The organism is Pedobacter sp. CG_S7 (genome assembly GCF_040544395.1).
Lineage (GTDB): Bacteria > Bacteroidota > Bacteroidia > Sphingobacteriales > Sphingobacteriaceae > Pedobacter.
In genome coordinates, this window is record NZ_JBEONS010000052.1 from 1 (window position 1) to 12,599 (window position 12,599).

Annotated in this window: 14 protein-coding genes; 5 read left to right on the forward strand and 9 right to left on the reverse strand. The window is 37.1% G+C overall.

What is annotated here, in order from left to right:
- The first annotated feature begins 190 nt into the window (after positions 1-190).
- Complete coding sequence (locus AAKU52_RS16190; protein ID WP_354335455.1) at positions 191-1,222, forward strand: RluA family pseudouridine synthase; 1,032 nt, start codon at positions 191-193, stop codon at positions 1,220-1,222.
- 33 nt (positions 1,223-1,255) lie between these two features.
- Positions 1,256-2,098, forward strand: a complete 843-nt coding sequence (locus AAKU52_RS16195) for an aminotransferase class IV (RefSeq protein WP_354335457.1) — start codon at positions 1,256-1,258, stop codon at positions 2,096-2,098.
- 15 nt (positions 2,099-2,113) lie between these two features.
- Here AAKU52_RS16195 and fmt read toward each other — a convergent pair whose 3' ends face one another.
- The 3 genes from fmt to AAKU52_RS16210 all read right to left on the reverse strand — a co-directional run bounded on the left by fmt (position 2,114) and on the right by AAKU52_RS16210 (position 4,608).
- A complete protein-coding gene (fmt, locus tag AAKU52_RS16200) occupies positions 2,114-3,022 on the reverse strand; it encodes a methionyl-tRNA formyltransferase (RefSeq protein WP_354335459.1) in 909 nt (302 codons plus the stop codon).
- Between the two features lie 85 nt (positions 3,023-3,107).
- Positions 3,108-3,326 carry a hypothetical protein gene (locus tag AAKU52_RS16205; protein WP_354335461.1) on the reverse strand — a complete coding sequence of 73 codons (219 nt, stop codon included), beginning with the start codon at positions 3,324-3,326 and terminating at the stop codon, positions 3,108-3,110.
- A 7-nt stretch (positions 3,327-3,333) separates the two neighbouring features.
- Positions 3,334-4,608, reverse strand: a complete 1,275-nt coding sequence (locus AAKU52_RS16210) for an exo-beta-N-acetylmuramidase NamZ family protein (protein ID WP_354335463.1) — start codon at positions 4,606-4,608, stop codon at positions 3,334-3,336.
- A 262-nt stretch (positions 4,609-4,870) separates the two neighbouring features.
- On the opposite strand from AAKU52_RS16210, the gene AAKU52_RS16215 reads away from it, so the two are divergent.
- Entirely contained in the window at positions 4,871-6,091 is a 1,221-nt protein-coding gene (locus tag AAKU52_RS16215) for an ABC transporter permease (protein WP_354335465.1), read from the forward strand.
- 181 nt (positions 6,092-6,272) lie between these two features.
- Here the strand turns inward: AAKU52_RS16215 and AAKU52_RS16220 are convergent, their stop codons facing one another.
- From AAKU52_RS16220 to AAKU52_RS16230, 3 genes are all read right to left on the reverse strand, one after another.
- Positions 6,273-6,923, reverse strand: a complete 651-nt coding sequence (locus AAKU52_RS16220) for a response regulator transcription factor (RefSeq protein ID WP_354335467.1) — start codon at positions 6,921-6,923, stop codon at positions 6,273-6,275.
- 315 nt (positions 6,924-7,238) lie between these two features.
- A complete protein-coding gene (locus tag AAKU52_RS16225) occupies positions 7,239-7,439 on the reverse strand; it encodes a hypothetical protein (protein WP_354335469.1) in 201 nt (66 codons plus the stop codon).
- Between the two features lie 28 nt (positions 7,440-7,467).
- A complete protein-coding gene (locus AAKU52_RS16230; RefSeq protein WP_354335471.1) occupies positions 7,468-7,872 on the reverse strand; it encodes a hypothetical protein in 405 nt (134 codons plus the stop codon).
- 97 nt (positions 7,873-7,969) lie between these two features.
- On the opposite strand from AAKU52_RS16230, the gene AAKU52_RS16235 reads away from it, so the two are divergent.
- The gene (locus tag AAKU52_RS16235; RefSeq protein ID WP_354335473.1) at positions 7,970-9,271 is read left to right on the forward strand and encodes a DEAD/DEAH box helicase; all 1,302 of its coding nucleotides are present in this window, start codon (positions 7,970-7,972) and stop codon (positions 9,269-9,271) included.
- A gap of 83 nt (positions 9,272-9,354) precedes the next feature.
- On the opposite strand, the gene mazG is transcribed toward AAKU52_RS16235, so the two are convergent.
- Genes mazG through mnmC2 form a run of 3 tightly spaced genes read right to left on the reverse strand, consistent with a single transcriptional unit; the run spans position 9,355 to position 11,874 of the window.
- Positions 9,355-10,161, reverse strand: a complete 807-nt coding sequence (gene mazG, locus AAKU52_RS16240) for a nucleoside triphosphate pyrophosphohydrolase (protein WP_354335474.1) — start codon at positions 10,159-10,161, stop codon at positions 9,355-9,357.
- A gap of 52 nt (positions 10,162-10,213) precedes the next feature.
- Positions 10,214-11,167, reverse strand: coding sequence for an aldo/keto reductase (locus AAKU52_RS16245; protein ID WP_354335475.1), 954 nt, complete (start codon positions 11,165-11,167; stop codon positions 10,214-10,216).
- A gap of 20 nt (positions 11,168-11,187) precedes the next feature.
- Positions 11,188-11,874: a tRNA (5-methylaminomethyl-2-thiouridine)(34)-methyltransferase MnmC2 gene (gene mnmC2, locus AAKU52_RS16250; protein ID WP_354335477.1), complete on the reverse strand. Its 687-nt coding sequence runs from the start codon at positions 11,872-11,874 to the stop codon at positions 11,188-11,190.
- Positions 11,875-11,926: 52 nt separating this feature from the next.
- On the opposite strand from mnmC2, the gene AAKU52_RS16255 reads away from it, so the two are divergent.
- Positions 11,927-12,265 (forward strand): MmcQ/YjbR family DNA-binding protein, encoded by a 339-nt coding sequence (locus AAKU52_RS16255; RefSeq protein ID WP_354335479.1) that lies wholly within the window; start codon positions 11,927-11,929, stop codon positions 12,263-12,265.
- The last annotated feature ends 334 nt before the right edge of the window (positions 12,266-12,599 follow it).

Here is a 12,599-nt window from a genome sequence, read left to right on the forward strand (position 1 = left end):
AAAATACATAAAAATATCCTAAATAACAAAAAAAACAAGTGTAATTTATTGTTAATCAATTAGTTAAATCACATATTGCCTTGCAACGGTCTTGATAATTGTACTGATAAATAGGTCGCTAGGGCAAAGTCATCAAAATGTAAGCCATTTTCTTTTTAAATATGTAATTCTTAAAGATTAGTTTTGTACCATGGAAAACACCAATGCAGGACTGGAATTAGAGGAGCAGGATTTATATGAGCATTTTAATATTGTTGTAGATAAAGGACAATCTTTATTAAGGGTTGACAAGTTTTTGATGCATCGTTTAGAAAACGCATCACGTAACAGAATACAAAATGCGATAGATGCAGGGAATGTACTGGTTAACCAGAAACCTATTAAACCAAGTTATAAGGTTAAACCTGCAGATGAAATTTCTATTGTTTTTCCACATCCCCCTAGAGATACTGAAGTTTACCCTGAAGATTTGCCACTCCACATTATTTATGAGGATAAAGATCTATTGGTAGTCAATAAAGAAGCCGGTATGGTGGTGCATCCCGGATTCAATAATTATACTGGAACCTTAGTCAACGCCCTTGCTTTCCATTTTGAGCAGCTTCCAGAGTTGCCAGGAAATGAAGGCCGACCTGGATTGGTACATCGCATCGACAAAGATACTTCTGGTTTACTTTTGATCAGTAAGAACGAAATTACGATGACTAAACTTGCTAAACAGTTTTTTGACCATAGTATTACACGTAAATACCTAGCTTTGGTTTGGGGTGATATCGAAGAGGATGGTACTGTAAACGGCTATATTGGCAGGAGTGTAAAAAACAGGATCATCATGGATATCTATGATGATGAAGAAAAAGGCAAGTGGTCTGTAACACATTTTAAGGTAATAGAACGTTTAGGATATGTTACCTTAATCAGTTGTCAGCTGGAAACCGGCCGTACACACCAAATTAGAGCACACATGCAACATATAGGACATCCCTTATTTAGCGACACCAATTACGGGGGCGATAAAATTTTGAAAGGTACAACCTTTACTAAATACAAGCAATTTGTTAACAATTGTTTTCAAATCATGCCCCGACAAGCGTTACATGCGCAAACACTTGGTTTTATACATCCTACAACAAAGGAATACATGGAATTTGATGCACCTTTGCCGGTTGATTTTGATGCAGTGCTTCAGAAATGGAGAAATTACATCGTATTACCATCATAAAGTACAAGCTTCATCAATCGTACAATTTATTAAATGCAACAACAAGAATATATTTTACATAACGACGAATTTTTCAACGTAAATCATCCTTCACTCATTTCGGGCAACCGTAGTTTTCGCTATGGTGATGGTTTGTTTGAAACCATCCGGATGAATAATGGAAAACTTAATTTCCCTGAATTGCATGCTGATAGGCTTAGTGAGGGTATGAAAGCGTTGAAAATAGATGGAAGTAGCCTGCTGGATGAATATTTTCTGAAGCAAAAGACTGCTGAGCTTTGCAAGAAAAATAAAATTAAAGATAATGTAAAATTCCGGCTTTCTGTATATAGAGCTGGTGATGGCCTATATACGCCTAATAGTAACAAATATGGGTATATTCTGGAAGCTACACCATTAGCCGACAACCAATACGAAATTAATAAGAAAGGTTTGATTGTCGATGTTTACAATGAAATTACCAAACCGATAAACTTACTTTCCAATTTAAAAACCAGCAGTGCATTACTTTATGTAATGGCAGGTTTATATAAAAAGCAGCATAAGCTTGATGAAGCTATCTTGTTAAACCAGCATGGTTTTATTTGTGAAAGCATCAGCTCTAACATTTTTGTTGTTTATGAAAAACAAATCTATACTCCTGCATTATCTGAAGGCTGCATTAGCGGTGTGATGCGGAAGGTGGTAATGCAGTTGGCTAAGGCCAATGATATCTCTATTGTTGAGGCCCAACTGAATCCAGAAGTGTTGCGGCAAGCAGATGAAGTTTTCGTTACCAATGCCGTTGCAGGCATCCGTTGGGTAATGGGTTATGGCCGCAAGCGGTATTTTAATGAGAATGCAAAAATCCTAAGCGGATTATTGAACGAAATTTAAAGAATGCTGTTGTTTTTACAACCGCATTCCTCTAAGAAATTCCTCAACTGTCATTCTTTTTTTTCCTTCATATTGTAAATTCTTCAGTTTTAGAAAACCATCTTTAGCGGCAAATTTCAAGAATGTTTTACCATCGGTAAGTAAGCCTCCGGCAACAATTCCTGTTTCCTTAACTTCCATATCAGCCTCAAATATCTTCAGGGTTTTGTCGTTAAGCGTGGTGAAAGCTGTTGGGTAAGGACTTAAACCTCTAACTAAATTATAAACCGTTTTAATCGGTTGATTCCAATCTATTTTACAAAAATCTTTAAATATTTTAGGCGCATGTTTTACATCATAGTCTATTTCTTGGGGTTGTTCTTTAAAATCACCTTTTTCAATAGCCTTAACGGTTTCAACAAGCAGTCCAGCACCCACAGCCATGAGCTTGTCGTGAAGGTCGCCAGCAGTATCAGTTTCGGCTATATCAACCTTTCTAGCTTCAATTACATCACCTGTATCAATTTCTTGTTTCAGGAAGAAGGTGGTAACACCACTTTCGGTTTCGCCATTAATAATGGCATGGTTAATTGGCGCAGCGCCACGGTATTGCGGTAAAAGCGAAGCATGAAGGTTTATGGTGCCTTTTGGTGGCATATTCCAAACTATTTCTGGCAGCATACGGAAGGCCACCACAACCTGTAAATCTGCATGGAGGGCTTGCAATGTGGTGATAAATTCAGGATCTTTAAGTTTCATTGGCTGTAAAACTTTCAAGCCATTTTCTACAGCATATTTTTTAACGGCACTCTCACTCAATTTTTGTCCGCGGCCAGCTGGTTTATCTGCAGCGGTAACTACAGCAGCTATTTCAAAACCTGCATCTACTAGAGCAGCCAAAGAAGCAACGGCAAAATCGGGCGTCCCCATAAAAACTATTCTCATGTTTTTGTATTTGTTTTTAAATTGCCGAAAGTATCTTGAAAACAAATAGCAATCAAAATACCTTCGCAATTTAATATTGAATAAATTAATCTTTAGTCGGGGGTGTTTTTATAGGATCTACAGGCTGTTCTCCATTTTCTTTCCTTTTAGCCATGTTTTTAAACTCAGCTTCTTCCTGCGTATAGTTTAGATCTTCCGCTTTTTTAACAGCTTTTTCTCCCTCAGGAACTTTACCTTTTGGAATTTCTTCCTGATAGTTACTGCTGGGTTTTTCGTTTTTCTTTTTAGGTTCGTTATCCATCATACAATTTTTAAGGGTACAATAAGTATTTCTTGCGCATGGTTTTATATTCAGTAAGTTCTGGTGCCCAACTTGCACGTATTTCTTTTTCAGATTTTCCAGCAATGATCTGTTGCTTTAAGCTATATGCACCTGCTAGCTTATCGAAATTACCCATTTGCTTGCTCAGTTTGAAGTTAAAAAAATCAGCTTTATTTGGGTAAGCGTTATACAATTCAATCAGCCAGTTCAAGTTTAACATTTTATCTCTTCTAATGTTTTCTGTATTGTAATTTCTCAGGTCCATTCCATAGCAAGCCTGGTCTTGGTGTAAAGGTGTTTCTGCCATCCCTTTAATGCTTTTTGGCGTGAAATTGAATTTGTATTTACCTTTTAAAGCCGGTGCACCCAACACTGTAAAAGGAAATTGTGTACCACGCCCCTGACTCAGGTAGGTGCCTTCAAAAAGACATAATGTTGGATATAATAAGATGGATTGGTCTGTATTTAAATTTGGTGAAGGTTTAACAGGTAAGTTGTAAGGAATATTATGGTTATAATTAGCTACTTTAATGATGATGATCTCACATTTAACTTTGTTTTTTAACCATCCTTCTCCATTTAACATTTGTGCATATTCTGCAACGGTTAAACCATGAACAATAGGAATGGGTTGTAAACCAATGCCGGAAACCAATTTTGGATCCAGGATGGGGCCATCTATGTAAAAACCATTAGGATTTGGACGATCTAATATTAACAAAGGCTTGTTGTTTTGAGCACATGCTTCCATTACATGCTGCAAGGTATTGATGTAAGTGTAAAAACGAACGCCAACATCCTGTATGTCAAAAACCATTATGTCAACATCGGCTAAATCTGCTGCTGTAGGTGTGGAATGTTTTCCATATAAAGACACTGCTTTAATACCTGTTTTAGTATCCACAGCGTCAGCCACACTTATACCAGCACTAGCATCGCCTCTAAAACCGTGCTCCGGACCAAAAATTTTAACGATATTAACACCTCGTTTTAAAAGGCTGTCAACTGCGGTTTCGTTGCCAATTACAGAAGTTGGATTGACTACCATTCCTACTCTTTTACCTTTTAATAAGGGTAAGTATTTAGCCGTTTGTTCTGCGCCGGTTAATAATTTAGCGTCTTTTGGCTTATCAATGTTTTGCGCCTTAATGGTATAAGGGTTTGGCACACCTGCCTGTAAAGGAAATGGCTTTTTAGTGCCGCAAGCCTGTAGGGTGATTACGCCTAAACTAAGGTGTATAAATAAGGATAAGGTTGATTTCATAGGGATTTCTTTTTTAATAAATAGGCCATTGGAAAATTAAAAATGACTTCATTCAAATATACCGAGCTAACAATATTTATGGACAAACTTAATAAAAAATGATTCATTTAGTATCATATTCAAAATGATAGAAAATATACAGCACTTATAGTGAGCAAGTGGGCCGCCAAATTAAAGGAAGTAAAAATTAAGATGATCTTAAAACGCTGAAAAATTAGTTTGAATAAGTGTATTTTTGTGAATAAAAACAACTGCAAAAGATTTGAATATAGAATACTTTATCGCCAAAAAGATCTCTGTAAAAGCAGAGCGAACGTTTTCAAAACTGATTGTACGCATAGCTATAGCGGGTGTAATGCTTAGCCTTGCCGTCATGATGCTTTCTATAGCCATTATAAAGGGATTTAAAACAGAAATTCAGGATAAAGTACGTGGTTTTGTTGGTGATGTGAGGATCTTTAAAATGGACTTAAACAACTCTTTCGAGCTGGCACCTTTTGCACCTGATGCAGCAACTTTAAAAGCGCTTAAAGAAAACCCTCAAATTGAATACTTTCAGCCTTATTCTACTAAACCAGCCATTATTTCTGCGAATGATGAAGTTGAAGGCATCAATTTTAAAGGTATTGATGAAACTTATAACTGGAATTACATCAATAAACACCTGGTTAATGGGCGCACCATAGACTTTACAGATAGTACCAAAGCCTCACAACAGATTTTAATTTCTCACTTTACCGCTAACCGACTGAAGTTGAAGGTAGGCGATGATTTCATCATGCATTTTGTACAGGATCCACCTCGTAAACGCAAATTTATGATTGTCGGCATTTATGATGTTGGCGTAGAAGAAATCGACAAGAATTTTGTAATCGGACATATCAACATTATCCGCAGGTTAAACAACTGGCAGCCTAATGAAATTGGAGGAATAGAAATTGGAATAAAAGATTTCTCGAAGCTTGATGAGGTTTCTAATGGCATCTATGATAAACTCGATATTACCCTGAAATCTGAATCCGTGAGAGCGTATTTTCCTAATATTTTTACCTGGCTTTCTCTGCTGGATGTGAATACAAAAGTACTTTTGATATTAATGATGATTGTGGGGGTAATCAACATGATTACAGCATTGCTGATCATGATTTTAGAAAGGACCAATATGATTGGTATGTTGAAAGCATTCGGCATGAGCGATTACAGCATTATTAAAATTTTCCTTTATAATGCAGCTTACCTGGTCGGTATTGGTTTATTACTGGGAAATATCCTTGGTCTGGGCTTAGGTTTTTTGCAAAAGTATACACATGTTTTTCATTTAGACCAAGATTCCTATTACCTCAATTATGTGCCCATAGAATTGCATTTTATGGATGTTTTATTGCTCAACATTGTTACACTTGTAATTTGTTTGCTGGTTTTGATATTACCATCCCTTTTGGTCAGCAAAATATCACCTTTAAAAGCCATCCGTTTTAAATAACAGCTTGATATTAATATCCGTAGACCATGCTCAAGATGACTCCTGGATTTTTGTAAATTCAGAAAAAGTTTACGACACTATTTTTTATGTCTCCAATTATAAAACAATCACCGCCAGACGAAGGCTAACTCAGGTTATTTTTTAATAAATACTTTTTTATATAAACAATGCTCTGGTAATTTTACTGTATCATTCCATTTAAAACTGCAAATTTTATTAAGGTTGCGGTGTTTCGGCTGTGTGTTTTTTCCATCAAAGTTTGGCGGTGCCCTTCAATTGTTCTTTTACTGAGGAAAAGTTTATCAGACATTTCCTGGTTGGTTAGGCCCTCTGCAACAAGCCTCAGGATTTCCATTTCACGGGTATTAAATTCAACATTTAAATCAGTGGAAACAGCTTGGATATTTGCTAACTCCATAGAGCGATCCAATAGCTGCATCGTTAAAGTTGAACAAATATAACGAATGCCAGCACTTACTTGATTCAAGGCAAAAATGAGTTCTTGGGGATGGACTGTTTTCAACAAGAAGCCAGAAGCCCCTTCGGTAAAAGACTGCTGAATAGACTTATTCACATCACATACGGTCAGCATAACGATTTTTATATCAGGATGAATTTTTTTGATAGCTGTAATCAGCGTAATTCCATCCATTTCCGGCATGCTGATGTCTGTAATCACTATATCCGGTACTAGACCTTCATTTAGCAATGCCATAACCTGAACGCCATTGCTCGCTTCGGCCATTACATTAACGCTATCATTAGCAGTTAATATCATTTTTATGCCTTCCCTAACTAAATTGTCATCGTCAACTAAAATTACGTTTAGCATTTATAAATGTTTTTAGGTTGATATAAGTCGTATTGCATCTTTATGGTGTTTAATAACAGTAACAAATAATTAAGGTTAAGGATTTTGTTTTTTCTAAAGCAGTTGTTGGAATTTTAAAATTTTTTAATCCTAACTGAAATTAAGAGTTAAAGATAGCTATAAAGACCTTTACTTTTAACGATTGTTTTGGTTGCTATTTAGAAAGACTAAAAACGGACATAGATCGGACATAAGCCTGACCTCATTCGGGTTATCCGCTACGAGGTCCGAATCAGCTCCCTATAAGGTCGGTCTTTGGTCAGGCTTTGTTATTAGCTATACCGCACTATTACCTTCGTCACTCTCATCTGGCGTATCAGTTTTCTCTTCTTTTTCGGGCAGCTTCTTTTTGCTCAGAACATCAAACCAATGTAAATCACCTTTAGCTAACAAAGATTCTGGATCTAAGTCGAGACTGGTATCATCTTTAGTTACGATTTGCTGCATCACTTTCCGTTTTTCTGATCGTATTCCCATGGTATAAAATTACAAAAATATATTTTAATTATGGATTGAGTTTTAAGCGGTATTGGGAAACAACGGCGATACCGTATGCCAATTCAGCGCGTCCACTATACCAAAATAATTTTGTCAGAATCAGACTATCACTTTTAATTTCATAACTGTATTCGCCATTTAAAATGGTATTCCAATCGAAATTAGCTGCCCACATATTTTTATCGCTAAAATTAATGATGTTGTTTTGCTGAACGAGGAAGGTTCCTGACCCTTTTGTAGCTACATAATTACTCCGGTTAAAATTAACCTCAACAACTTTGTTAGTAGTGTAACCCTTTGTGCCATGAATAAATTGACCTGAATAAGTTCCGTTGAGGGGTAAGGGATCGGTATTTTTTTTGCAACTCAAGAATGTCGTTGTGATAAGGGCGAGAAAAAGTAATATTTTCATCAGTTTATTGGTTGTATTTTACAAGTATAGGTGATTTTTATACAGAGTACTTTTAATTTCCGTAAATTTGCTGCAATATCATTTAATAGAAGAAACTGTGTCTTTAGATAAATTAAAACTAAGCAAGCCCCTGGTAGTCGCAATGACCGATGCCGGATACATATCTGCCAAAGAAATTCAAGCTAAAACCATGTCCAGAATTATGGGTGGGCAAGATATTATTGCTGTTAGTCCGGGGGGCAGTGGTAAAACAACAAACTATGTTCTTGCCGTTTTAATGCGTTTAAAGTATGGTGCAGACCAGGCGCCAAAGTTTTTAATTCTGGTGCCTGATAAAGAAAGGGTAGAGGCTGTATTTGCAGAGTTTTTGAAGCTAAGCAAAAACAGGAACCTGTGTATTATAGGTTTACATGGTACGGGCGGTATGGATTCGGATATTAGTGATTTGGCCGACGGCGTTGATATTGTTGTTGCTACACCAACACGTGCCCGTGCAATTTATTTGAAGTTAGGCTTAAATTTAAGTAAACTCCAAATGTTTATTGTAGATGACGCGGAGGTTATTTTGAAACAGGGCATGCAATTACCAGTTTGTGAATTGGCAAGGAGTGCGGGCAAATGCCAGCATCTGGTGTTTACTACAGTGGTTCATGATAAGCTGCACCAAATGGTAGATCAGTTTTTGAATTTTCCAACCCTTATAGAAGTCGAAGAATTGGGTGAAACGAAGGCTTCAACTCATGAATTGTTATTGTATCAAGTTCAAAATTTCAAGACAAAAATTAATTTATTGAACTTGTTGCTGAGAGATGATGAGGTGTTTGATAAGGTAGTAGTTTTTGTAAATACACGTTTAACAGCACAACAGTTGGGTAAGAATTTATTCTCCCGTAAACCGGGTGATGTTGCGGTATTAAATCCTTTATTTTTTGATGAGGATGGTTTTGATCACATCGAAGATTTCAAGGAAACTCCTGGAGCCCGAGTTTTAATTGTGGCCAATGAAGGTTCAGGAGCTTTAGATCTTTCTGGTATCGGCTTTATATTCCATTTGGAAGTGCCAGAACAAAAAGAAACTTTCTTAAGCAGGATTGTGAAAACAGGTACAGAAGAGGTGGTGGCCATCACTTTTTCTACAGATGCGGAGCTGGTAGATGTTCGCAAGATCGAACAGTCAATTGGTGCTAAAATTCAGGTAATGGAATTACCCGAAGGGCTGGTGGTAGATAAGGTGGTTAAAAAATCGGCCATTGATAAAAGTAGGATTGTAAAGGAAAATAATGAACCGCCTAAAAGCGGTGGTGGGGCTTTTCATGATAAAAAAGAAGGAAATACCAAAACATACAACTATGGTATTGGACAGAAGGCAATAATGACCATGAAGAAAAAGCATAGTTAAAGGCTTTTGTAATTAAAGCCAAAGTTTTAGGAATGGAATCGCAAAAATCATATTAATTTGCGATTCCATTTGCAATTTTAAAGCTATAGGGTTTTTGCTTGGTTCCAATAGACATCCATTTCTTCAAGGGTCATGTCTTCTAAGGCTTTGCCATTTTCTTTAGCTTTCTCTTCCAGGTACTGGAAACGTTTAATAAATTTCTTATTTGTTTTTTCTAAAGCATTTTCTGGGTTGATGTTGATGAAACGGGCATAATTGATTAAAGAAAAAAGGAGGTCTCCAAACTCACCTTCGGCTTTTTCAGCATCAATGGCTGTATTATCCGCTACATTAAATTCTGCTTTGAATTCTTGAAGTTCTTCTTCCACCTTTTGCCAAACCTGGTTTTTATTTGCCCAGTCAAAACCTACACCTCTTGCTTTTTCCTGAATACGACTGGCTTTGACTAAAGAAGGTAAACCTACGGGTACGCCACCCAATACTGATTTATTGCCTTCTTTAAGTTTAATTTTTTCCCAGTTGCGTTTCACATCTTCTTCATTATCCACTTCTACATCACCATAAATATGAGGATGGCGGATAATGAGCTTGTCGCACACACCATTTAGGACATCTACAATAGTGAAATATCCTTTTTCTGCTGCAATTCGGGCATAAAATACAAGGTGCATCATCAAATCACCGAGTTCATTTTTCACTTCCAATTGGTCGCCTTCTAATATGGCGTCCTCTAGTTCGTAACTTTCTTCGATGGTTAGGTGCCTTAGGCTTTCCATAGTTTGTTTTTTGTCCCATGGGCATTGCGTGCGCAGGGTGTCTAAAACGGTTAATAACCTAAGGAATGCTGAAGCGGGATCTGGTGCACTTTCTGGGGCGATATTATTTGGCATTTTTATTGTTTTTCAAGTAATAAATTAAGGTTTTATTAGGGTACTTTTTTACTTATCGCCAGTCGCTGGCCTCGTTCAATAAAGCTATTGCTGCCTTATCTAATTTTAATGCTGCTGCCTGTGTAAGTGCTGCCAGCTGTTGCAAATTGGTTACACTAGCAATTGGCGCAGTAACGGCTGGGCGGGTAATTAACCAAGCCAGGGCCACACTTGCAGGAGTAGAATTGTATTGTGCCGCAACCTGGTCTAATGCTTTTAAAATGGTAAAGCCTCTGTCGTTGAGGTACCCTTTAATGCCGGCGCCCCGCATACTTTTATTTAAATCTGTTTCAGAGCGGTATTTTCCTGATAAAAATCCGCTGGCTAAAGCGTAATAATTAATAACACCCAGGTTATGACTCAAACAAATCTGTTCAAAATCATTCTCGAATTTGCTCCTGTTATAGAGGTTGTATTCGGGCTGATAAGATTGATAGCTGGGAAGGTTATTTTTTTTACTGCTTTCCAGCGCTGCTAATAACCTTTCAGGGCTGTAGTTTGAGGCCCCGATCCAGCGAACTTTTCCGGCTTTAATCAAGGTGTCATAAGTTTCCAGTGTTTCCTCAATGGGGGTTTCCGGGTCGTCATAATGAGATTGATAGAGGTCTATATAGTCAGTTTTCAATCGCTTTAAAGAATCTTCTACGGCTTGAGTAATGTGCTTTGCCGACAAGCCTTTATTGCCTTCGCCCATATCAGCGCCAACTTTTGTAGCTATAATAACGTGCTCTCGGTTATTACGTGCTTTTAACCAGTTGCCAATAATAGTTTCAGACTCTCCGCCTTTATTTCCGGGTTTCCACCGGGAGTATGAATTTGCAGTGTCTATAAAATTGAAACCTGCTTTAACAAAGCCATCTAATATTTCGAAGGATGTTGCCTCATCTATGGTCCAACCAAAAACGTTGCCTCCAAAAGTAATTGGGGCTACAAGTAAATCTGAATTACCTATTTTTCTTTTTTCCATGGTTAATAATTTTATGTTTTTTACGCTATTATGGTTAAAGAACCTTTAGTTGCTCTTAACATTTCCCGCTTTCCGGGTGCGCCTGGGAGCTTCTCTATAGTCATGCCGATTTTCTTTAGGGCTCTTTTTAAATTTCCGGTGATGGCATAAGTTACGAAAATACCACCGGTTTTAAGGAAACTACAGGTATGAGCCAGAATTTCGTCTGTCCACATTTCGGGTTGATGCTGCACGGAAAAGGCATCAAAATAGATCACATCAAACAGTAACTTGCTTTTGAATGCTGCCAGGGTACTTAAGGTAATTTCCAGTTGTTGTGTTGAAAAGAGTTTAACAGGATGTCCAATTGCTTGTTCATAATTGTCAGTTAAGCTTTCCCAAACGGGTGCGGGCACATAATTACCATAATTAGTGAGTAATAACTCTTCCTTGCTGATAGGGAAGGCTTCAATGCCAGTGTAATTTAATTGTATATCATGTTCCAGGCAATGGTTCACGCTTAATATGTAGTTAAGCCCGGTGCCAAAACCGACCTCTAAAATAGTTACTGTAGGTATTGTACTTTCTTGAATTGCTTTTTTTAATCCTGCATCAATAAAAACATGCAAACTTTCTTGCACAGCACCATGTTTGGAATGGTAGTGCTCGCCAATTGTTTCATTATATAAGGTGTTGGAACCGTCTGCCGTTAGGATTATTTTATTCATTTCTTCAAATTTAACAGAAAGCTGCATAACTTTAGTCATTAATAAACAAACTATGGATATTGAAATGCTTAGAGAATTCTGCCTTTCATTGCCGGGTACCACTGAAGGCTTGAAATGGGGCGATAAACTTTGTTTTATGATTTCAGAAAAAATTTATGTCATCACTTCTTTGGATGAGGGCGGTGTGATTTTTAAATGCGATCCTGAAGATTTTGATGAACTGGTTGCGCGCGATTGTATTCAGCAAGCGCCACATTTTGCAAAAAAACAATGGGTAACGGTGCTGTCATTGGGGGTGATGCCGGATCAGGAATTGAAAGCGTGTATTGTTAAATCCAGAATGCTGGTGTTGAGTAAGTTGCCAAAGAAAATACAGGCCTTGTTGTCGTGAAAAAGAGCTTAATTACAAAATTTGTATAGTAACATCTACTTTAATAGTGAATAACTAAAAAAGCAGCTCTGCGGTAAAACGAACAATATTAATGATAAAGTTGATAAATACTTTAATAGTGAATGACTAAAAAAGCAGCTCTGCAGTAAAACGAACAATATTAATGATTAAATGAAAAGGTTGATATTTACTTTAATGGTGAATAACTAAAGAAGCAGCTCTGCGGTAAAACGAACAATATTAAAGACCGTTGCAAAAGCAACAAGTCAGAATTATATTAACTTTTTGGATTTTTTGTTTTTTTAGTTTTGGGTTTTTTCGACCAAAAGTGTCG

Bases quoted from the DNA above. Each gene is read 5' to 3' on its own strand.
- AAKU52_RS16190 (WP_354335455.1), top strand. From the start codon at position 191: ATGGAAAACACCAATGCAGGACTGGAATTAGAGGAGCAGGATTTATAT.
- AAKU52_RS16195 (WP_354335457.1), top strand. From the start codon at position 1,256: ATGCAACAACAAGAATATATTTTACATAACGACGAATTTTTCAACGTA.
- fmt (WP_354335459.1), bottom strand. From the start codon at position 3,022: ATGAGAATAGTTTTTATGGGGACGCCCGATTTTGCCGTTGCTTCTTTG.
- AAKU52_RS16205 (WP_354335461.1), bottom strand. From the start codon at position 3,326: ATGATGGATAACGAACCTAAAAAGAAAAACGAAAAACCCAGCAGTAAC.
- AAKU52_RS16210 (WP_354335463.1), bottom strand. From the start codon at position 4,608: ATGAAATCAACCTTATCCTTATTTATACACCTTAGTTTAGGCGTAATC.
- AAKU52_RS16220 (WP_354335467.1), bottom strand. From the start codon at position 6,923: ATGCTAAACGTAATTTTAGTTGACGATGACAATTTAGTTAGGGAAGGC.
- AAKU52_RS16225 (WP_354335469.1), bottom strand. From the start codon at position 7,439: ATGGGAATACGATCAGAAAAACGGAAAGTGATGCAGCAAATCGTAACT.
- AAKU52_RS16230 (WP_354335471.1), bottom strand. From the start codon at position 7,872: ATGAAAATATTACTTTTTCTCGCCCTTATCACAACGACATTCTTGAGT.
- mazG (WP_354335474.1), bottom strand. From the start codon at position 10,161: ATGCCAAATAATATCGCCCCAGAAAGTGCACCAGATCCCGCTTCAGCA.
- AAKU52_RS16245 (WP_354335475.1), bottom strand. From the start codon at position 11,167: ATGGAAAAAAGAAAAATAGGTAATTCAGATTTACTTGTAGCCCCAATT.
- mnmC2 (WP_354335477.1), bottom strand. From the start codon at position 11,874: ATGAATAAAATAATCCTAACGGCAGACGGTTCCAACACCTTATATAAT.
- AAKU52_RS16255 (WP_354335479.1), top strand. From the start codon at position 11,927: ATGGATATTGAAATGCTTAGAGAATTCTGCCTTTCATTGCCGGGTACC.